The sequence below is a fragment of the Microbulbifer zhoushanensis genome (assembly GCF_021729055.1).
GTDB lineage: Bacteria > Pseudomonadota > Gammaproteobacteria > Pseudomonadales > Cellvibrionaceae > Microbulbifer > Microbulbifer zhoushanensis.
The window spans coordinates 321,395-341,108 of the sequence record NZ_JAJSAO010000002.1 but is presented as its reverse complement, the minus strand read 5'-3'; the positions used below and the strand labels follow the sequence as shown (position 1 = coordinate 341,108).

General features: G+C 63.7%; 21 protein-coding genes. 10 read left to right on the top strand and 11 right to left on the bottom strand.

The window, feature by feature from the left end:
- Window positions 1–1,500 carry a PKD domain-containing protein gene (locus tag LVD10_RS05125; RefSeq protein WP_237062146.1) on the bottom strand — a complete coding sequence of 500 codons (1,500 nt, stop codon included), beginning with the start codon at window positions 1,498–1,500 and terminating at the stop codon, window positions 1–3.
- A 253-nt stretch (window positions 1,501–1,753) separates the two neighbouring features.
- A complete protein-coding gene (locus LVD10_RS05120) occupies window positions 1,754–2,629 on the bottom strand; it encodes a YicC/YloC family endoribonuclease (protein WP_232940221.1) in 876 nt (291 codons plus the stop codon).
- Window positions 2,630–2,756: 127 nt separating this feature from the next.
- On the opposite strand from LVD10_RS05120, the gene rph reads away from it, so the two are divergent.
- Window positions 2,757–3,476 carry a ribonuclease PH gene (gene rph, locus LVD10_RS05115; protein WP_232940219.1) on the top strand — a complete coding sequence of 240 codons (720 nt, stop codon included), beginning with the start codon at window positions 2,757–2,759 and terminating at the stop codon, window positions 3,474–3,476.
- 36 nt (window positions 3,477–3,512) lie between these two features.
- Here rph and LVD10_RS05110 read toward each other — a convergent pair whose 3' ends face one another.
- Complete coding sequence (locus LVD10_RS05110) at window positions 3,513–4,286, bottom strand: exodeoxyribonuclease III (protein WP_232940217.1); 774 nt, start codon at window positions 4,284–4,286, stop codon at window positions 3,513–3,515.
- Between the two features lie 215 nt (window positions 4,287–4,501).
- Here LVD10_RS05110 and pyrE point away from each other — a divergent pair, with 215 nt between their 5' ends.
- Both pyrE and LVD10_RS05100 read left to right on the top strand, forming a co-directional pair.
- A complete protein-coding gene (pyrE, locus tag LVD10_RS05105; RefSeq protein ID WP_232940215.1) occupies window positions 4,502–5,152 on the top strand; it encodes an orotate phosphoribosyltransferase in 651 nt (216 codons plus the stop codon).
- Between the two features lie 41 nt (window positions 5,153–5,193).
- Entirely contained in the window at window positions 5,194–5,784 is a 591-nt protein-coding gene (locus tag LVD10_RS05100) for a hypothetical protein (RefSeq protein ID WP_232940213.1), read from the top strand.
- A 114-nt stretch (window positions 5,785–5,898) separates the two neighbouring features.
- Here LVD10_RS05100 and slmA read toward each other — a convergent pair whose 3' ends face one another.
- From slmA to coaBC, 4 genes are all read right to left on the bottom strand, one after another.
- Window positions 5,899–6,510: a nucleoid occlusion factor SlmA gene (gene slmA, locus LVD10_RS05095; protein WP_232940211.1), complete on the bottom strand. Its 612-nt coding sequence runs from the start codon at window positions 6,508–6,510 to the stop codon at window positions 5,899–5,901.
- 142 nt (window positions 6,511–6,652) lie between these two features.
- Window positions 6,653–7,561 carry an acetylglutamate kinase gene (gene argB / locus LVD10_RS05090; RefSeq protein ID WP_232940210.1) on the bottom strand — a complete coding sequence of 303 codons (909 nt, stop codon included), beginning with the start codon at window positions 7,559–7,561 and terminating at the stop codon, window positions 6,653–6,655.
- A gap of 45 nt (window positions 7,562–7,606) precedes the next feature.
- Window positions 7,607–9,904, bottom strand: a complete 2,298-nt coding sequence (locus LVD10_RS05085) for a phosphomannomutase/phosphoglucomutase (protein ID WP_237062144.1) — start codon at window positions 9,902–9,904, stop codon at window positions 7,607–7,609.
- 40 nt (window positions 9,905–9,944) lie between these two features.
- On the bottom strand, window positions 9,945–11,156 hold the full coding sequence (gene coaBC / locus LVD10_RS05080) for a bifunctional phosphopantothenoylcysteine decarboxylase/phosphopantothenate--cysteine ligase CoaBC (RefSeq protein WP_237062142.1): 1,212 nt from the start codon (window positions 11,154–11,156) through the stop codon (window positions 9,945–9,947).
- Window positions 11,157–11,276: 120 nt separating this feature from the next.
- Here coaBC and radC point away from each other — a divergent pair, with 120 nt between their 5' ends.
- The 7 genes from radC (at window position 11,277) to LVD10_RS05045 (ending at window position 16,349) form a co-directional block, all read left to right on the top strand.
- Complete coding sequence (gene radC, locus LVD10_RS05075) at window positions 11,277–11,951, top strand: RadC family protein (RefSeq protein ID WP_232940207.1); 675 nt, start codon at window positions 11,277–11,279, stop codon at window positions 11,949–11,951.
- Window positions 11,952–12,227: 276 nt separating this feature from the next.
- Window positions 12,228–12,464, top strand: coding sequence for a 50S ribosomal protein L28 (gene rpmB / locus LVD10_RS05070; protein ID WP_091513718.1), 237 nt, complete (start codon window positions 12,228–12,230; stop codon window positions 12,462–12,464).
- A gap of 34 nt (window positions 12,465–12,498) precedes the next feature.
- Complete coding sequence (gene rpmG, locus LVD10_RS05065) at window positions 12,499–12,654, top strand: 50S ribosomal protein L33 (protein ID WP_020413983.1); 156 nt, start codon at window positions 12,499–12,501, stop codon at window positions 12,652–12,654.
- Between the two features lie 154 nt (window positions 12,655–12,808).
- Complete coding sequence (mutM, locus tag LVD10_RS05060; protein WP_232940206.1) at window positions 12,809–13,624, top strand: bifunctional DNA-formamidopyrimidine glycosylase/DNA-(apurinic or apyrimidinic site) lyase; 816 nt, start codon at window positions 12,809–12,811, stop codon at window positions 13,622–13,624.
- A 70-nt stretch (window positions 13,625–13,694) separates the two neighbouring features.
- Window positions 13,695–13,853 (top strand): DUF5993 family protein, encoded by a 159-nt coding sequence (locus LVD10_RS05055; RefSeq protein ID WP_232940205.1) that lies wholly within the window; start codon window positions 13,695–13,697, stop codon window positions 13,851–13,853.
- A 7-nt stretch (window positions 13,854–13,860) separates the two neighbouring features.
- Window positions 13,861–14,421 (top strand): disulfide bond formation protein B, encoded by a 561-nt coding sequence (locus LVD10_RS05050; protein ID WP_232940204.1) that lies wholly within the window; start codon window positions 13,861–13,863, stop codon window positions 14,419–14,421.
- 128 nt (window positions 14,422–14,549) lie between these two features.
- On the top strand, window positions 14,550–16,349 hold the full coding sequence (locus tag LVD10_RS05045; RefSeq protein WP_237062140.1) for an amidohydrolase: 1,800 nt from the start codon (window positions 14,550–14,552) through the stop codon (window positions 16,347–16,349).
- 21 nt (window positions 16,350–16,370) lie between these two features.
- Here the strand turns inward: LVD10_RS05045 and sugE are convergent, their stop codons facing one another.
- From sugE to coaD, 4 genes are all read right to left on the bottom strand, one after another.
- Complete coding sequence (gene sugE / locus LVD10_RS05040) at window positions 16,371–16,697, bottom strand: quaternary ammonium compound efflux SMR transporter SugE (protein ID WP_232940201.1); 327 nt, start codon at window positions 16,695–16,697, stop codon at window positions 16,371–16,373.
- Between the two features lie 22 nt (window positions 16,698–16,719).
- Window positions 16,720–17,121, bottom strand: coding sequence for a DoxX family membrane protein (locus LVD10_RS05035; RefSeq protein ID WP_232940199.1), 402 nt, complete (start codon window positions 17,119–17,121; stop codon window positions 16,720–16,722).
- A 52-nt stretch (window positions 17,122–17,173) separates the two neighbouring features.
- Window positions 17,174–18,946: a gamma-glutamyltransferase gene (ggt, locus tag LVD10_RS05030; RefSeq protein WP_237062138.1), complete on the bottom strand. Its 1,773-nt coding sequence runs from the start codon at window positions 18,944–18,946 to the stop codon at window positions 17,174–17,176.
- Between the two features lie 161 nt (window positions 18,947–19,107).
- Window positions 19,108–19,587: a pantetheine-phosphate adenylyltransferase gene (coaD, locus tag LVD10_RS05025; RefSeq protein WP_255701105.1), complete on the bottom strand. Its 480-nt coding sequence runs from the start codon at window positions 19,585–19,587 to the stop codon at window positions 19,108–19,110.
- Window positions 19,588–19,714: the final 127 nt, after the last annotated feature.

Genomic DNA, 19,714 nt, shown 5'->3' with positions numbered 1-19,714 from the left:
TTATTGTATCGCGGGTTTGCAGAAAGGGTCGCCACAGCTCTGGTCACGGTCCTCGAGTGTGACAGAACAGGAGGCAGTATCCGTATTGCCGTTAGCGTCGGTCACGGTAAGGCGAACCGAATGGGACGAGAGCTGCTCACCACCAGAGTAGAAGGTTGCCGAGTGGGGCCCGATACCGGAGCGGGTGGTGCCATTCGGGAGCTGCCAGCGGTAATCCAGTGCAGTGCCGCTACGGCTCTCTGATCCGTTGCCGTCAAAGGAAACAGTGACCTGTGTTCCCTCGGCCCAGCGCGGTGACATATTACAGCGCGCCTCGGGCGCCATTGAGGCCACCCTTTCCGGTACCATCGCTGCGTAGGCATCCTTGGCCGCTTGCAGGTAGCGGCTGCCATAGTAGTCGGGCAGGTTGGCCATCCAGCTGTGGGAGGTCGTATACCATTTCTGGTAATACCAGTTGCCGATCGTGCCTGAGCTGTCAGTGCCCGTGTCCAGCTCGGCAAACGCGCGCACTTCGTGGCTGAGGTCCTCCAGCGTCCCATTTATAAACTGTCGTCCGGCGACATGGTTGTGAATCAGCAACCGATCACGCTTCAGGGGTGTATTGAATACACCGTTGAAAAGGTCGGTTCGATAAGTGAAATCGTGGACTGTATATGTCTGCCCCAGTAAAGATATCTGTCGTGGAATTGGATTGGTGATCTTACTGTATTTGTCAGTGCCGAGTTCATGGTGCGCAGAATCCGGATTCGCGACCGGATCATACAGCTGTACAAATACAGGTACCTCGGGCATCTCGTCCTTGAACTTGCTGGCGAGCATGGTCGCCAGGGTGCCACCGCGGCTGTGTCCGACCAGGTAGATGAACTTCATTTCAGAACGATAGAATTTCTTGCGCAGCCACTGATAGTGCGCGTTCAGGATTTCGTGCTGGTTGTCTCTGGTAAAGTCATAGTTAAAGCGGGCGTCCATGGCAACTGCCATAAACGTACGTCCCATATCGAAAAAACCATCGGTGGCAATTTCGTAGGGAACCGAATCCGGCAGCATGGGGATGTTCTTGTTGGCCAGGTTGAAGTCGCTGTGGTCGAACAGGTTGTCCCAGTCCTCGCAGAGCCCAATGCCGCTCGCCTTCGGGGTTTCAGCATCAAAATACTGTCCCCCAATAAAATACATCAGTGTATCCACCGATGACTTCTGCGGCGCATTGTAAGTGGCGATGATGGTGCGCTTTTGCTTGCCGGTGGAGACGCCATTGTGTTCCCACTCGGCAAACTCCCCCTGGGTCTTGCCGTTACAAAACAATGGCCCATCGTAGCGACAGTAGCGTACACGCTGGGCGTACATCATTTTGGGAAATCCGGAAGAACTGCTGCCGTATACTCCGCAGCCGAGATAGGTGGGGCTACTGCCGCCGGCGCCGTCATCGGGGTAATCGGGCATGTCAGCCCGGCTGGAGACGGCGACCAGCGCCATGACAGACAGCAACATTAATCGAAACATCGATCCTCCTTAATCAATTTATTCCTTTAATGGGAGGAGCAATGCTGACAGGTTTTTTTTCTGGATACAGTTATAAGCAGGTTAATTTTTCTTTTTGGGAAACAGTGCGCAATATTTTTCTGTTTTGTTCTCGCTACCAAAAAAATATCGTTTAAATCGGAAGGTCTGTGGCGGCGTCCTGCCGCCTCAGGGGGATAACAGCCAAGACACGCTTGGCCTGGCGCAGTGAGGGCCGGCAGGCGAAAACTGCGGGTTATTCGATATTCTGCACCTGCTCGCGCATCTGTTCGATCAGCACCTTGAGCTCCACCGCAGCCTGGGTAGTATCGGTGACGACAGACTTTGAAGAGAGTGTGTTGGCCTCGCGGTTGAACTCCTGCATCAGGAAGTCCAGTCGCCGGCCGATCGCGCCACCGCCGGCGAGCACCCGGCGGGTTTCCTTGACGTGGGCCTCGAGCCGGTCCAGCTCCTCATCCACGTCCGCTTTCTGTGCCAGCAGCGCGATTTCCTGCTCGATGCGATCCTGGTCCAGTTCGTTGAGCAGCTCTTCCAGGCGGGTGCGCAGTTTTTCCCGCTGGGATTCGAGAATCTGTGGCAGCAGCTGGCGCACCGACTCCACCTGCTGTTCAATGCCCTCGAGCCGGGCTTCGATAAAACTGCGCAGTTCTGTCCCCTCGCGCTCGCGATTGGCGATCAGCTGGTCGATGGCCTCGCGGAATGCCGCCATCACGGCCGTTGCCTGCTCTTCCCGGTCGATATCCTGCTCGGCAATCACGCCGGGCCACTGCAGGATGCGCAGGGGGTCCAGGGGCATGGTGTCGAGTCCGGGAGCCACCTGGCGCGCAGCCTGTTTCAGCGCTTCCACCAACGGCTGGTTGATCTCCAGGCCGGTGCTGGCGAGATCGCTGGGCTTGAGGGTCAGGGAAAGCTCCACCTTGCCGCGGCTCAGCTGCTTGCGCAGGGCCTCGCGCAGCTTGGGTTCCAGTGGCCTGCCGGCCTCGGGCAGGCGAAAGTGTGGCTCCAGATAGCGGTGATTGACCGAGCGCAGCTCCCAGACGGCCGTTCCGGTGGCATAGGGTGCCTCTGCGCGTCCGAAGGCGGTCATACTGCGAACTGGTTTCTGGGCCATGGTCTCTCCCGCAAACAGAAAAATGGTCCGGCATCATAGCATAGCGACAGGCGCTACCGGATGGCCCCGCGGCACCGCTGAATGCGCGTATAATGAAAAGCTTTGGATGCAAACGCGAGGTGAATTTATGCAACGTCCCAGCGGCCGCCAGCCGGAACATATGCGCGCAGTGAAGATAACGCGCAACTACACCCGCCACGCCGAGGGCTCGGTGATGGTGGAGTTCGGCGATACCAAGGTGCTGTGCAATGCCTCCGTGGAGAGCGATGTGCCGCGCTTCCTGCGCGGCCAGGGCAGTGGGTGGATCACTGCTGAATACGGCATGTTGCCCCGCTCCACCGGTTCCCGCATGGGTCGCGAGGCCGCGCGCGGGAAGCAGAGTGGCCGCACCGTGGAAATCCAGCGGTTGATCGGTCGCTCCCTGCGGGCAGCCGTGGACCTGGGCCTGTTGGGTGAACACCAGATCACTGTCGACTGCGACGTAATCCAGGCCGATGGGGGCACCCGCACGGCCTCCATTACCGGTGCCTGCGTGGCACTGGTGGACGCGCTGCGTTATATGCAGCGGGAGAAAATCATTAGTGTCGACCCGCTGAAGAATATGGTGGCGGCGGTGTCCGTGGGCATCTACGAGGGTGAGCCGGTGCTGGACCTGGACTACCCGGAGGACAGCCAGGCGGATACCGACATGAACCTGGTAATGGCCGAGGACGGCGGCATGATCGAGGTTCAGGGCACTGCCGAGGGTGCGCCCTTCACCGAGGCACAGTTCGCGAAGATGCTGGCGCTGGGCAAGGCGGGTATCGACGAGCTGGTGAGCCTGCAGAAGAAGGCCCTGGCCGAGTGACAATCATGGCGGCGGGCGCGGCCCGCCGCCGCTGCGTCATACTTCCAGCTCGTAATCCATGATCACCGGCAGGTGACTGGAAAATTCCACGTTCTTGTTGATGGCACCGTACTCGATGCGATTGCGCAGGCCATGTGAAGTCACCTGCATATCGGTGCGCCAGCCATCACCCTCGCCCACTGTGCCGCTGGGCCACCAGGTGAACTCATCGGCATCCTTCACCACCTTGCGGAAGGCGTCGATATAGCCGATATCGTTGAACAGCTGGTCCAGCCAGCGCTGTTCGTGGCGCATGAACCCCGGTGTATCCTGGTGGTCCTGCCAGTTCTGTACATCGGCGCGGCGGTGGGCAATGCCCCAGTTGCCGCAGAAGATGAAATCGCGGCGCTTGCGGCTGATCTTGGTCAGGTGGGCCTGCATGTCGTCGAAGAACTGCACCTTCTTTTCCAGCGAGGCCTCGTCCCCGGCGGCCGCCTGTGGCGCCAGCAGTGAACCGACGCTGAGTCGCTCGAAATCGGCCTGCAGGTAGCGGCCGTACATATCCTCGCCATTGGCGAATCCCATGCCGAAGATGATCGCCTTGGGCTGGCTGCGGGTGTAAATCGCCACGCCATTCTCATGCGGGGTGCCGGAGTCGAAGAAGTAGCTGTAATAGCCATCCGGATGGAAGATCGGGTGATCCAACTCCGGTTCCAGGGAGCGGAGGTCCTGCAGGCAGATGATGTCTGCGTCCTGGTCCGCCAACCAATCGTACAGGCCGCGCTGTGCCGCCTGATGCACGCCGTCTACCGACAGACTTACTATTCGCATTGTTTTAGCCCCTTACCAGCGGACTAGTGTTCGGATTCATACAGAGGCATCGCGGCGTATGATTATACGAGCACTCCCCGCGCGCGGCAGCCACGGCCCGGATAGCGCCTTTCAGTATGAGGCAGTACACTGTATTAACTAGCATTATTTGACATGTCTCCCGCAGGGCTGCGGGTAGATCTCCCTTCACCTTAGCCAATAGTTAGCAATTTTTCATGCAGCAGTATCAGCGCGACTTTATCCAACTGGCCCTGGACCACCAGGTGCTGTGCTTTGGCGACTTCACCCTCAAGTCCGGGCGTCGCAGTCCCTACTTTTTCAACGCCGGCCGATTCCACTCCGGTGCCGCCCTGGCCGCACTGGGACATGCCTATGCCGAGGCCATTCTGGCGTCGGGAGTGGAGTTCGATGTCATCTTCGGGCCGGCATACAAGGGTATACCACTGGGGGCGGTAACCGCTGTCGCCCTGGCGCAGAAAGGCGTGGACAAGCCCTTCTGTTACAACCGCAAGGAAGCCAAGGCCCACGGCGAGGGCGGAACCTTAGTGGGTGCGCCCCTGGAAGGCAAGGTCCTCATTATCGATGACGTTATTACCGCCGGCACCGCCGTGCGCGAAGTGATGGATATCATCGACGGGCACAACGCCGAGGCGGCCGGCGTGGTCATCGGCCTCAACCGCCAGGAGCGGGCCGGGGAGGATACGGAGCTGTCGGCGATTCAGCAAGTAGAGCGTGATTACAGTGTACCTGTGATCAGCATCGTGCAACTGGACGATATAATCAGCTACCTTAGTGAGGAATCGCAGGACAGCGAAACCGTACAAAAAATAATCGAATACCGGCAGCGCTACGGCGTGGCGGGATAACTGCGGTTGCCGCCGCAGGCCGGGACGGAAAGAGTGATTCGATGAAAATCTCCACAGTATGGCCACTCCTGGTGGTGTTGGCCCTGCCGGCACTTGCCATCGCCAAGCAGGATGGCCAGGTACTTTACCGCTACACCGATGAAAATGGGGTACAGGTGATCGACGACCTGGTGCCACCGCGCTATGTGGCGGGGGGCTACGAGATAATTACACCCTCCGGCCGGGTCCTGAAGGAGGTGCCCCCGGAACTGACCGGTGCCGCCCTGGCAGAGAAGAAGCGCCGCCTGGAGCGGGAAAAGACCGATCGCGAATTGCTCAAGCGCTACAGCAGTGTGGCGGATATCGAGAGCGCCCGCGATCGCAAGCTGGCAATCGTGCAACAGGATATGGCAATCATGCGCTCCAATATTGCCAGTCTCGGTTCGCAGATCGAGCGCGAGGAAGACGAGGCGGCGCGGATCCAGCGCAATGGCGGTGAAGTGCGTCCCGAGCGCCTGCAGCGCATTGAGGACCTGCGTACCGAGATCGAGGTGCTTGAGGAGCGGATGGCCCTGCGACGCAAAGAGGAAAAGCGCATCAACGCCGAGTTCGACCGCGCGGCGGGGCGCTATACCGAGATTGCCGGCAAGTAGCCGGCCCGGCCGCAGTCCGCACTGTGGCCTGTCCCCCCCTGTTTTCCCATCGGGCCCGGCCGGGCCCGAACTTTCAGCCGGTTCTGGCTGTCTATCAGGATGAGGAGCCCGCGCTCAGGCGTGCGCGACAGGTACCGGTTCGCGGAAGAATCCCGCAATGAGCACGGGCCACTGCTCGGCCCAGTACTCGGTGGGCCGGCGGCGGAAACCGCTGCGCACATACTGGACGATGCGACCTTCGGCGCTGGCCATCAACAGGTTGGCGGCACCGCCCAGCGGGATCGCCGGGCGCAACTGCTCGCGCAGCTCGGCGTCGCGGAGAATCTGCTTGAGCTGGGTCTCGAGTCGGTCGAAAAACTGCAGGATGCGTCCGTGCAGGCGCTCGGTCTCCCCGGTCAGCGCATCGCCGGTGAGCAGGCGGGTAATGCCCGGGTTGCGCTCGCAGAAGGCCAGCAGCAGGTGGAGGATCTTCTGGCAGCGCAGGGGTGCCGATGGTTCTTCCTGCAGGATCATGGAGACGCGGCTGAAAATCGTCTCCTCGATAAACTCGATCAGGCCCTCGAACATCTTGGACTTGCTGGGGAAGTGCCGGTAGAGCGCTGCTTCCGAGAAGCCCACTTCCTTGGCCAGGGCCGCGGTGGTAATGCGGGCGCCGGGGCTGGCCTCGAGCATATGTGCCAGTGCCTGCAGGATCTGTTGTCGCCGGTTGATTTTTTCGCTGCTCATTCAGTGCCTTTGACCCGGGGACGGCCCGGGGTTATCCATTCTTGTTATTGCCCACCGCACCGGAGCGGCGGGCGGTGGAATCCTAACGATTCAGCGGACGCGCTTCAATCGGCGCTCCGTCGGGCGGGGTGCCGTCGGGATTTCAGTCCGCGGCCTCGCCGTCGGTGATCAGGGTGCCCACACCGGTATCGGTGAAAATTTCCAGTAGCACCGCGTGTGGTACGCGGCCGTCGATGATATGGGCCGAGGTGACGCCGGCCTTGACCGCGTCCAGGGCGCAGGCGATTTTCGGCAACATGCCGCCGTGGATGGTGCCGTCGGCAATCAGGCCGTCCACCTGCAGGGTGGACAGTCCGGTCAGGACCTCGCCGTTTTTGTCCTGCAGCCCCGCCACATTGGTCAGCAGCATCAGTTTCTCGGCGTGCAGGTACTCGGCAATCTTACCGGCAACCAGGTCGGCATTGATATTGTACGAGGCTCCGTCCTCACCCACCCCGATGGGCGCGATCACCGGGATAAAGTCGCCGCCGATCAGCATATCGATAACATCGGTATCGACGCTTTCCACTTCCCCCACGTGGCCGATATCGATGATCTCCGAGGCGTGCAGCCCGGCGGTCTCGCTTTCCATCAGCAGTTTCTTGGCGCGAATCAGCAGCCCGTCCTTGCCGGTGACGCCCACGGCGCGACCGCCGTTTTTGTTGATCAGGTTGACGATCTGCTTGTTCACGGTGCCGCCCAGCACCATTTCCACCACATCCATGGTTTCGCTGTCGGTGACCCGCATGCCATCGACGAAGCGCGACTCGATATTGAGTTTCTTCAGTAGCTCACCGATCTGCGGCCCGCCGCCATGGACCACCACCGGGTTCATGCCCACCAGCTTCATCAGGATGACGTCACGGGCGAAGCTGTTTTGCAGGGCCTCGTCCACCATGGCATTGCCGCCGAACTTGACCACAATGGTCTTGCCGGTAAAGCGCTGGATATAGGGCAGTGCTTCGTTGAGCACCTGCGCCACACGCAGGGCAGATTTACTGTCCAGGGACATAAAGCGGTAATTCCTTGTCGTCTATCGATTAAGCCATCGCCGGTCTCAGAGCGCCAGCGAGGGTTCCACTTGCTTCAACTGGGCCGTCACGCGCGCGCGGATTGCCTCCAGGGCCTCTTCCGACTCCGCCTCGAAGCGCAGGGTCAGCGCCGCACCGGTATTCGACGCGCGCACCAGCCCCCAGCCCTCGGCATACTCGATGCGCAGGCCGTCGGTGGTGTCCAGGGTGGCCTCGCCGAAATCCACCTGCGCACGGAAGCGCTCCACCAGGGCGAATTTATCCTGCTCCGCCACCGGCACCAGGATTTCCGGGGTGCTGACCAGCTGCGGCAATGAATCCAGCAGCTCGTCCAGCCCCTGTTCGCGCAGGGCCATGATTTCCAGGATACGCGCTGCGGCATAGATGCCGTCGTCGAAACCGAACCAGCGGTCCTTGATGAAAATGTGCCCGGACAGCTCCCCGCCGAGAATGGCACCATTCTCCAGCATCTTGGCCTTCATCGGTGCATGACCGGTCTTGCCCATAATGGGCAGCCCGCCGTACTGGCTGACCAGCTCGCCCAGGGCGCGGGAGCTCTTGACGTCAAACACCACGCTGGCGCCGGGGTTGCGGGCCAGGATATCCCGGGCCAGCAACATCACCAGCTGGTCGGCCCAGGCGATGCGGCCGCTGCGGGAAACCAGCGTCACCCGGTCGCCGTCGCCGTCGAGCGCAATGCCCAGGTCGGCTCCGGTCTCCGTGACCTTCTCCACCAGGGCAGCCAGGTTTTCCGGGCGCGAGGGGTCCGGCGGATGATTGGGGAAGTCGCCGTCGAATTCGCAGAACAGGCGGGTTACGTTGCAGCCCAGGTGCTCGAACAGGCGCGGCGCCAGGTGCGCGGTGGCACCGTTGGCGGCATCCACTACCAGCCGCGGTTCCCCCGCCAGGGCCACGTCGTTGAAAATCTCGTCGACATAGAGGTCCTGTACATCCTGCTGGCTGCTGCTGCCGCGGCCCTCGCGGAAGGGACCCTGCATCATCAGCTGCCGCAGTCGCTGCAGTTTCTCCTCGGCCAGGGGGCGCCCGCGCAGGAGGATCTTGAAGCCGTTGAATTCGGCCGGGTTGTGGCTGGCGGTCACCATCACCCCGCTGCTGCCGTTCCTGCCCCGGGCACAGGCAAAGTAGAGGATGGGTGACGGCACCAGGCCCAGGTCGACGCAGTCGCAGCCGCTGTCGAGGATACCCTCGATCAGGCAACCGGTGAGCAGCTCGCTGGAGTTGCGGCCGTCGCGTCCCACCATCAGCAGTTCCTCGCCGGCATGCAGGGCGAGTGTGCCCAGTGCGCGGCCCAGCTGGTAGGCAAACGGCTCGTCGATCTCCTCGCCGGCAATCCCGCGGATATCGTAGGCGCGGAAGACGTGGGCCGGAAAATCCCTGACGGCGCCCATGGCCGAGCCCGGGGACTGGTCCCGGTCCTCCGCCGGTTGCCGGGATTTTTCTGAGCCCTCGTTGCCGGCGGTTGCCCGGGGGGCTGTCGGGGTTGGCGGCACACCCGGATAATCTGCGCTGCGGCGTTTCGGTGGCTGCGCGTTCTGCCACGGTGCGGGTGTATCGCGGGGGATAAATCGCCACAGCAGCCACAGCGTGACCAGCAGCCCGATGCTCGCAACGACCAGCAGCCACAGCGGCGCGATGCTGTTTTCCCGGGCAAAGTGCGCCGAGGGCCGGAGCTCGACTTTCAGGAAGCTGCCCGGAACGCCTGCTGCTACGGTCTGGCCGGTGCCCTGCCCCGCCTGCCAGAGAGGCTGTGGCGGGCCGCCGGGGAACTGCTGGATGACACGGATCTGGCCGGCCGCAGTGTCGAATCCGGAGAAGACCTTCTCCAGTGCCGCGAGCGGCTCGGAGACCAGTGCCACGCCACCATTGGTGGCGGCGGCGCCGTGCAGCTGCCAGTTGTTGTCGCTGCCGGTGCGCAGGAACTCAAGCGCCTGTGCCTCGTTGCGGGCGCCGCGCTCCAGTAGGTCCACCAGGGCAAAGTTGAGGCGCGGGTTCTCGCCGGCGCCGACGCGGACCTCCCCGTCGCGGAATACCTGTACCGACCTGCCGGGCTGGCGGGTTGCGGGATCGCGGGCGACGCTTTCCAGGTAGCGGTCGCGTTCAGCCACTTCTTCAGCCACCCGGCCCGCGAGTACGCCCGCATGGGCCGTGGCAGCGCTTTCTACTGCCCGCTGGTTGTGGGGGGACACCACGTGCTGGTGCAGCAGGTAGGCACCGCCGGCCCAGGCGACCAGGGCCAGCAAAGCCGGCAGCACCAGCTCGCGCGGGATGCGCGATACCGGGGAGGAGCTTGTTTCTGGGGACACGGTAGTTATACGTCCTGTCTTGTTACTGTTGTTGTGTCGTTCAGGCCGGGAAGGCGCGGGCCGCGATAATCCCGATCAACTGGTCGGCCAGCTGTGTCTTGAGGGCGGACGGCAGCCGGGTGGCACCGTCGCTGTCGATGACGGTTACCGCATTGCGGTCGCTGTTGAAGCCGCTGTCGGCTGCACTGACATCATTGGCAATGATCAGGTCGAGTTTCTTGCGCTGTAGCTTGCCCCGCGCGTGTTCTTCAACTTTCTCGGTCTCTGCCGCAAACCCGACGGTGAACGGGCGCTGGCTGGTGCGTGCGGCAATAGCGGCGACGATATCGGGATTCTTCACCAGGGCCAGGCTGTCGGTGTCGCTGTTGTCCTTTTTCTTGATTTTCTGGCCGGCCACTTCCGCCGGGCGGAAGTCCGCCACTGCGGCCGCGCCGATAAAGAGGTCGCACAGGTCGGCGGCGCGCTCGGCGGCCTCGTGCATCTCCTCTGCGCTCACCACATCGATGCGTTTCACCCCGGCCGGGGTGGGCTGGGATACCGGGCCGGCAATCAGCGTAACCTGGGCCCCCGCCCGCTGTGCCGCGGCGGCCAGGGCAAAGCCCATCTTGCCGGAGCTGTGGTTGCTGAGGAAGCGCACCGGGTCGAGTGCCTCGCGGGTGGGCCCGGCGGTAATCGCCACGCGCTTGCCGGAGAGGGACTGGGCCGGGGCAAACAGTTTTTCCACTTCCTCCGCCAGGGCGAGGGGCTCCAGCATGCGTCCCGGGCCTACATCACCACAGGCCTGGCTGCCGGCATCCGGTCCCAGCAGCGTTGCGCCGCGCTGGCTCAGGGTGGCCGCATTGGCGGCGGTGGCCGGGTGGCGCCACATGGCCTGGTTCATGGCCGGCGCCAGCGCCAGTGGTGCCTCGGTAGCCAGGCACAGGGTGGTGAGCAGGTCATCCGCCATGCCGGCGGCCAGGCGCGCCATGATATTGGCGCTGGCCGGGGCAACCAGCACCAGCTGGGCCCACTTGGCCAGCTCGATATGTCCCATGGCCGCCTCGGCCGCGGGGTCGAGCAGGTCGGTATGGACCGGGTTACCCGACAGGGCCTGGAAGGTCAGTGGCTGCACGAATTCACGGGCCCCGGCGGTCATCACGACGCGCACGTCGGCCCCCCGTTCTAGCAGGCGGCGTACCAGGTCGGCGCTCTTGTAGGCGGCGATACCGCCGCCTACACCCAGGAGGATGCGTTTGTGGGCCAGGGAGGACATAGTTCGGTTCCCGAAATTGCAGGAGCGGGTAAGATTAGCATTTATGCGCCGCGCGGGATAAGCGTGGCGGGCTCCCCGGCGGCGGCCGGGGACAATGAACGGGTCTCAGGGAGGGACAACATGGCGATCAGTGACTGGCCCGCGGCGGAGCGCCCGCGGGAAAAACTGCTGCAGCGCGGGGCTGCGGCGCTCTCGGATGCGGAGCTGCTGGCAATATTCCTGCGCACCGGTGCCGCCGGCGTTTCCGCGGTGGACCTGGCGCGGCAGCTGCTGGTGGATTTCGGCGGCCTGCGCCCGCTGCTGGAGGCGCCGCAGTCCGAGTTCTGCCGCGGCCGCGGCCTGGGCGATGCCAAGTACACCCAGCTGCAGGCGGTGCTGGAGATGGCCCGCCGCCACCTGGCGGAGGACCTCCAGCGCCGCGACGTCATGGACAGTCCCGGGGCCGTGCGCCAGTACCTCGCGGCGCAGCTGCGCCACCGCCGCCGGGAGGTCTTCTGCTGCCTGTTCCTGGACACCCAGCACCGGGTGATCGGCTTCGAGGAGCTGTTTCACGGCACCCTCAATGCGGCCAGTGTCTATCCGCGCGAGGTGGTGCAGGCGGCGCTGCACCGCGGGGCCGCCGCGGTGATCCTGGCACACAATCACCCCTCGGGCATCACTGAGCCCAGCCAGGCGGATATCTGGATCACCGAGCGCCTGGTGCAGGCGCTGGGGCTGGTGGATATCAAGGTGCTGGACCATATGATCGTGGGGGATGGCGACGCACTGTCCTTCGCCGAGCGTGGCCTGCTGTAGCCCTGCCGGCAGCCCGGGGCAGTGACCCGCGGGATTAGGGGGGCGGCGGCCCTGGCGCAAGGGATGCAAAGAGTGACGGGAGAAAACCGCCCGGTCGCAGTCAAAACTGGTTAAAACTTGTCTCCCCCCAGCTGTTCTGGTATAAAACGCCGCTCTTTGCGGCCGGGCCAGATTCTGAACAGTTTCCGCCGCCGCCCAGGAACCGGATTAGAATCCCGAATTACAGTCCCCGCACCTCCTGTCATGCGGGCACGAGAGTTTTGAAGAGGCCAACAGATGTCCAAGGTATGTCAGGTAACCGGTAAGCGCCCGGTCACCGGTAACAACGTATCCCACGCTAAAAACCGCACCAAGCGTCGCTTTGTGCCCAACCTGCACAGCCACCGTTTCTGGGTTGAATCCGAGAAGCGTTTCGTGAAGCTGCGTGTCTCCTCCAAAGGCATGCGCGTGATCGACAAGAAAGGTATCGATACCGTGCTGAGCGAGCTGCGTGCCCGCGGCGAAAAAGTGTAACTGACGGCCCAGCCAAGAAATCGGAGACAGAACAATGCGTGAGAAGATCCGCCTGAATTCCAGCGCCGGTACTGGTCACTTCTATACCACTACCAAGAACAAGCGCAACATGCCGGAAAAAATGGAGATCAAAAAGTACGATCCCGTTGTCCGCAAGCACGTGATGTATAAGGAAGGCAAGATCAAGTAATTGGTCCCGCCTTGCGAGAAACCCGGCATTGCCGGGTTTTTTTATGCCTGCCGGATAGCCCGGGAGCCCGCCGGGTGGCAACCCGCAGCAGCACCCGGCGCCGCCAGGCGTGTAGAATTCCAAACCAGCCCCTGCCAGCAGAAAGACGACACCTGTGCCCGAGCTTCCCGAAGTCGAAACCACCCGTCGCGGCCTTGCCCCCCACCTCGAGGGACATATCGTGCGCTCGGCCACCGTGCGCCAGCGCAGCCTGCGCTGGCCGGTGGAGCCGGATTTCGAGCGCCGCATTGCCGGCGCGCGGATCCTGCGCCTGGAGCGCCGTGCCAAGTACCTGCTGGTGCATACCGACCGTGGCTGTGCCATCTGGCACCTGGGCATGTCCGGCAGCCTGCGGCTGGTAAAACCGGGCGCCGAAGTGCGCAAGCACGACCACGTGGACTGGGTGCTGGACTCCGGCCTGTGCCTGCGCTTTCACGACCCGCGCCGCTTCGGGGCCCTGTTGTGGACAGATTCGGACCCGGCCGCCCACGACCTGCTTTCCCACCTGGGCCCGGAACCGCTGGCGGACGAGTTCTGTGGTGATTATCTCTACCGCATGTCGCGCGGACGCCGGCAGGCAGTAAAGACATTCATCATGGACGGGCGCGTGGTGGTGGGTGTGGGGAATATCTACGCCAGTGAGTCCCTGTTCATGGCCGGTATCCGCCCGGACCGCGCCGCCGGCACCATTTCCCGCGCGCGCTATGAGCGGCTCGCGGATGCCATCAAGCGGGTACTGGCGCGCTCGATCCAGCAGGGCGGCACCACCCTGCGGGACTTTATCGGCGGCGATGGCGAGCCCGGCTATTTTGCCCAGCAGCTCAACGTCTATGGCCGTGCGGGCAAGCGCTGCCGCCAGTGCGGCGGGCCGGTCCGGGATATGGTGCTGGGCCAGCGCAGCACATTTTTCTGTCGCCGCTGCCAGCGCTGAGTCACTGGCGCTGGGGAACCGCATAAAGCGGGACTAAAATTGCGCCCGTATACGCTGCGGGAGTCCGCTTATGGTCATGATGCTGCCGTTTGTCACCGTGCTGTTGTCGGCCTGGTTTGCCTGGCGGGGAAGCCGTGCGGGCGCAGTCGGCTGGTGGCTGGCGACCCTGGCGATCTTTGTCGCCTGGTGCTTCTACCATATGACTTCCCACCTCGATATCAGCCTCTAGGGCGGTGATGCCATTGGTCACCCGCCTCGGTCGCTGTGCCACCTGTCTGGATGCGCTGGGGCTGCTGGCACTGGCCGGGGTGCTCTGGTTTGCCTTTGCCTGGCAACTGCTGCTGCACGAACTGCCCTGCCCCCTGTGCCTGCTGCAGCGCGCCGCCTTTGCCATGGCCGGTGTCGGCCTGCTGCTGAATCTCCGCTTTGGTGTGCGGCCGCTGCACTACGGGATCGCGGTCCTGTCATCGCTGGCCGGGCTGGTGGCATCGGGGCGCCAGGTGCTCTTGCATATCGCCCCGGGAAACCCGGGGTTCGGTTCGCCCTTTATGGGCCTGCACTTCTACACCTGGGCGCTGATCACCTTCTTTGCTTTGCTGGCCTACTGTGGCGTGATGCTGCTCACCGACCGGGTCGATGACCGGCCACAACCCCGGCCCCTGGGATTCCTGGCGCGGCTGGCGGTGCTGGCCTTCCTGGCGATCCTGGCGGTGAATGCGCTTTCCACCACCCTGGAGTGCGGACTCGGGCCCTGCCCGGACAATCCCACCGATTACCTCTGGTTGCGGTGGCTTTAGCGCCGGCCACGGGCCGGAGGTGATTTCCTATACTCAAGTACTCAAGCCGGAACCCGCGGATGACGGGCGCGCTGTAACGCGTCGCTGCAGGCGGGCTGGCCACCGGTTCAGGCGAGGGAGCGCAGCGAATGAGATGGGTCTGGATAGTCGGCGCAATGCTACTGTCGCTGGCAGCGTGCGGGCCCCAGGCGCCGCCAGCGGGAAAGCAGCCGCCGCCAGCCGGTGACAGCGGCAAATCCCGCGGGGATATCCCCGACCAGAAAGTGCTGCCGGCCGCCGAGCTGGTTTTCCGCAACGGTTATATCTACACCGTCGACAGCAATCGCCGCATTGCCCAGGCACTGGCGGTGCGCGAAGGCCGCATCGTATTCGTGGGCAGTGACGACGGCGCGCAGCCGTTTATCGGTCCCCACACCCAGGTAGAAAACCTCGACGGCAAGCTGGTGCTGCCGGGCTTTGTCGATGCGCACATGCATGTCAGCGGCGGCGGCCAGGTGGGCCTGTACGACGGCAGCAGTGTGGCCGACTACCAGCAGGCGGTGGCGGACTATATCGAGGCCAACCCGGAACAGCAGGTGATCGTCGGTCGCGGCTGGGACCGGCTGGTGTTCGCCGACGGGCCCCCGCACAAGGCGCAGCTCGACCACGTCAACGACCTGATTCCCATCGTTCTCTACTCCAGCGATCTGCACAGTATCTGGGCGAACTCCGAGGCGGTGGCCGCCGCGGGTATCGGCAACGACACGCCGGATCCGGCGGGCGGGGTGATCGAGCGGGACGAGACCGGCCTGGTGACCGGAATACTGCGCGGGCGCAGCGCCATGGCGCTGGTGGAGAAAATCATCCCGGTGAAAACCGAGGCCGACTATCGCGCCGAGATCCGCGAGGTCCAGGACGCCGCCGCCCGCCGGGGTATCACCACCCTGCACGATGCCTATATCCGGCCCACAGAGGATGCCTCCAAGCTGGATGCCTACCAGAAAATGGCGGCGCTGAAGAAACTCACTGTGCGCGTGCGCGGCTCCTTCGTGGTGGGCCCCGGTGCCGGCCAGAAGGAGGTTCGCTTCCTGAAAACACTGTCGGAGAAATACCGGGACGAGGAATTCCAGGTGCACTCGGTCAAGCTGTTCGCCGATGGCTCCATCGCCGGGGAAAGGGCGCTGCTGAAAAAACCCTATGCCCACCGTCCGGACTATGAAGTAGAGAGCAGGCTGGGGCAGCAGAACCTAAACCAGCTGGCCAAGCTTGCCAATGCGGCGGGCCTGCAGGTAATGATCAGGGCGGTGGGTGATGCGGCGGTGGAAATGGGCCTCACTGCCTTCGGTCACTCCCGTGCAATCAATGGTCCCGCGGATATGCGCAACGGTATGGTAGGCCTGATGCTGGTCGACCCGGTGGATATCCCCCGCTTTGCCGAAACCGGGACTATCGCGGTAATGCTGCCGATGCGCTTTGACCGCAGCGGCCATTACCGGTCACTGGACCTGCCCCGGCTCGGTGAGTCGCGGGCTGCCGCGCAGTACCCGGTGAAAAAGCTGTTCGATGCCGGGGTCACGGTCGCCTCAGGCAGCGACTACCCGGCAACCCCCCGGGGTGGTCCGCTGGCCGCCATCCAGGCGGGCGTGATGCGGGGACCGGATCCGGGTGGCGACAGCGATGCCGCGGCACAGGACCTGGATGCCGCGGCTCCGGTGCCGGAGGACCAGGGCGTGTCACTGGAACGCATGCTGCTGTCGTTCACCATCAACGGTGCCATCGCCAACCGCCTGGAGGAGCAGACCGGGAGCCTGGAAACCGGCAAGTGGGCGGATCTGATCGTGCTGGACCGGAACCTGTTCCAGATTCCCCCGGCGGAGATCGGGTCGGCCCGGGTACTGGAGACCTATTATCGCGGGCGGCTGGTGTACGAGGCCGGGGATGGGGAATGAAGCCGGGGGCGGGGAAGGCTTTCAGGCCGGGGATGTCAGCCTGAGGCCGGCAATCCCCGCCACAATCAGCCCGATACAGAATAACCGCGGCAGCGCGGTGGATTCCGCAAACAGCACAATCCCCAGGATCGCGGTGCCCACCGCACCGATGCCGGTCCATACGGCGTAGCCGGTACCCACCGGGATCACCTTCAGTGCCTGGGCGAGGAAATAAAAGCTCGCCACCATCGTCACCACGGTCAACACACTGGGCAGTGGCCGGGTGAACCCGTCACTGTACTTGAGGCCGATCGCCCAGCCCACTTCCAGCAGGCCGGCGACCAGCAGCAACATCCACGGACTGTTCATGCCCAGCCTGTCTCCTCTGGCCTCAGCGCCGTCCGGGCGCCAGTCGGTCCTCGTCGCGGAAGGCCCACAGCACCAGGCAGCCGGCAAACACGATCAGCGATGGGTAAAAGAGCACATTGGTGCCCTCCAGGTACCAGCCCCACGGATCCACCACCGAGCGCCAGACTCCCAACAGGGTGATGCCGTTGACGATGGCCTGGGCGGGATAGGTATAGCGCTGCCACAGGCCCGTGATCACCGCGGCGCCCAGCAGTAGTTGCAGCACACCGAACATCTTCCACAGTAGTGGTGCGCTGACCACGCCCAGGTAAAAACGGTCGGACACGGCGATCGCGTGCTCCACATTCACCAGCTTGTCGACGCCCCAGATGACCAGCAACAGGCCGAGGCTGATTCGCAGGAGTAGTAAAGAAAAGGCGCGCATGGAAGGATCCCCTGGGTAAGTTGTTGACCGGCGCCCTACTGGACAGCCGGCGCTATTTGCCGACCGCACTACCCTCGCGGCGTGGGTCGGCGCCACCGTGGAGCTTGCCGTCGATCAGTGCAATCCCGTGGATACCACTGTTCAGGTTGCGCTCCACCACCTTGTGTCCCAGCTGTTCCAGTTTTCTTACAGTCTCCGCGGGGAAAAAGCCCGACTCCAGTTCCACCCGGTACCCGATCGCGCCGATATTGCCCGCGGCTATGGCGTCGGCAATGGGCATCCCCAGGCCCAGGTGATAGAGAATGGTCCGCGCAGTGTAGTCAATAATGCGCGAGCCGCCCGGGGAGCCCACCAGCAGTCGCAGGCTGCCGTCCCGGTTGAATACGACGGTCGGTGACATGGAGGAGCGCGGTCGCTTGCCCGGCTGCACGCGGTTGGCCACCAGTTCGCCATCGGCGCGCTCGGGGGTAAAGGAAAAGTCGGTCAGCTGGTTGTTGAGCAGGAAACCGCGGACCAGCAGGCGCGAGCCAAAGCCGGTCTCGATACTGGTGGTCATGCTTACGCCATTGCCGTAGCGGTCCACGATCGACAGGTGGCTGGTATTGGGTTTTTCCGGGGAATCTGCCGGCTGGCGCTTGGCATCGAAGGGCCTGGGCTTGCCCGGCACGGCAGTGGTGGCCTCCTCGCCCGAGATCAGTTTTGCCCGCCGCACCAGGTACTCCGGGGCCACCATCGCACGCGTGGGCACGGCGACAAAATCCGGATCGGCGGAATAGGTATTGCGGTCGGCAAATGCCAGTTCCGAGGCCTCCGCAAACAGGTGGGTCAGTTCGGCGCTGCCGGGCTCGAACTCGGTCAGCGGGAACTGGCCGACCATGCCCAGGATGGCGCCCACGGTGGTGCCACCGGAGGACGGTGCGCTGGCACCGCAGACGCGGTAGAGCAGGAATTCGCTGCATACCGGTTCGCGCACTTTCGCCTGGTAGCCGGCCATATCCTCGCGGGTCATCACGCCCGGGTTGACCGGGTCGTTGCGCACCGCATCGACGATGGCCGCAGCGATATCCCCCCGGTAAAACGCATCGGCGCCCTGCTCCGCCAGCTGCCGGAGGGTGCGGGCATAGTCGGGGTTTTTTAGTAGCGTGCCCACTGCCAGCGGCTTGCCGTCATCGGTAAAGAAATAGCTGGCGATGGCCGGGCGCGCATCCACCTGCGGCAGGCGGTCGAGCAGCTGGTGCAGGCGCGGTGAAACCTCAAAGCCCTGCTCTGCCAGCTCGATGGCCGGGACGAACAGTTCCGCCCAGGGCAGTTTGCCGTCGCGCTGGTGAGCCAGTTCCAGCATCCGCATCACGCCGGGTACGCCCACCGAGTAGCCGCCGATGACCGCCTTGAGAAAATCCCGCGGCTCGCCGTCGTGCATGAAATACTGTTCATCGACCGCCGCCGGAGCGGTTTCGCGGCCATCGTAATAATGCAGGGATTTGTCGTCGGCGCGGTAGCTCAGCATAAAGGCGCCGCCGCCGATACCCGAGGACTGGGGCTCTACCAGGCCCAGCACCAGCTGCGCGGCGATGGCCGCGTCCACCGCGGTGCCGCCGCGGGCCAGGATGCCGGCGGCGGCCTCACTGGCATGGGGGTTGGCGGTAACCGCCATGAATTCCGATGCGCTGGCCGCCTTGACCTCACTGCGGCCGGTGGCCACCTCGGGCTGGATTTCCTCGCTGCGCTCGGCGGCGCCGGGGCCGGGCTTTTCAGGGTCGGCAAGCAGCAGGCCGGCAGAGATGACTCCGGCAGAGATCAGGGATGCGAGAACCAGTTTGCGCACGTTCGACTCCGGTCTGGGAAAACTCGCCGGAGTTTAACAGCTAACCGGGTGCGCAACAGTAAGGGGGGCGAGGTGCGGTCGGGAATATGCGGCAGGGGCGCCGTGAAGGCGCCGGAACCCCGGTGCCGCCACCGGGTAGCGGGCGGCTCCGGGGCGGGAACTCAGCGGTTGAATTTTTCCTGCAGCGCTTCCTCGACCGCCGGCGGCACGAACTTGGTGACGTCGCCGCCGAGGGAGGCGATTTCCCGCACCAGTGAAGAGGAAATGTAGGAGAGGTGCTCCGCCGGGGTCAGGAACAGGCTTTCCATGTTCGGCGCCAGTTGCCGGTTCATATTGGCCAGCTGGAATTCGTACTCGAAGTCGGAAACCGCGCGCAGGCCACGCAGCACGCCGTAGGCATCTACCTGTCGCACCAGGTCGGCGAGCAGGATATCGAAGCCGATGACTTCCACGTTGGGCAGGTGGCGCAGGACCTGCTGGGCCAGCTCTACCCGCTCATCCAGGGTGAACAGTGGGTTCTTGCGGGAGCTGGAAGCCACGGCCACGATCACGTGGTCGAACAGGCGGCAGGCGCGCTCCACCAGGTCCATATGACCGTTGGTGATGGGGTCGAACGTTCCGGGGTAGACGACTTTTTTCATGAGCAGGGTTTCGCAGGTTATCGCTGGACGCCGATGTCTTGGCCGCTGGCATGCCCGCCCTCCCGGTCCCGGAAAGGACTGATGGAGGGGCAATGCGGCCCGGCGGGGACGCGCATGTTAAACAATT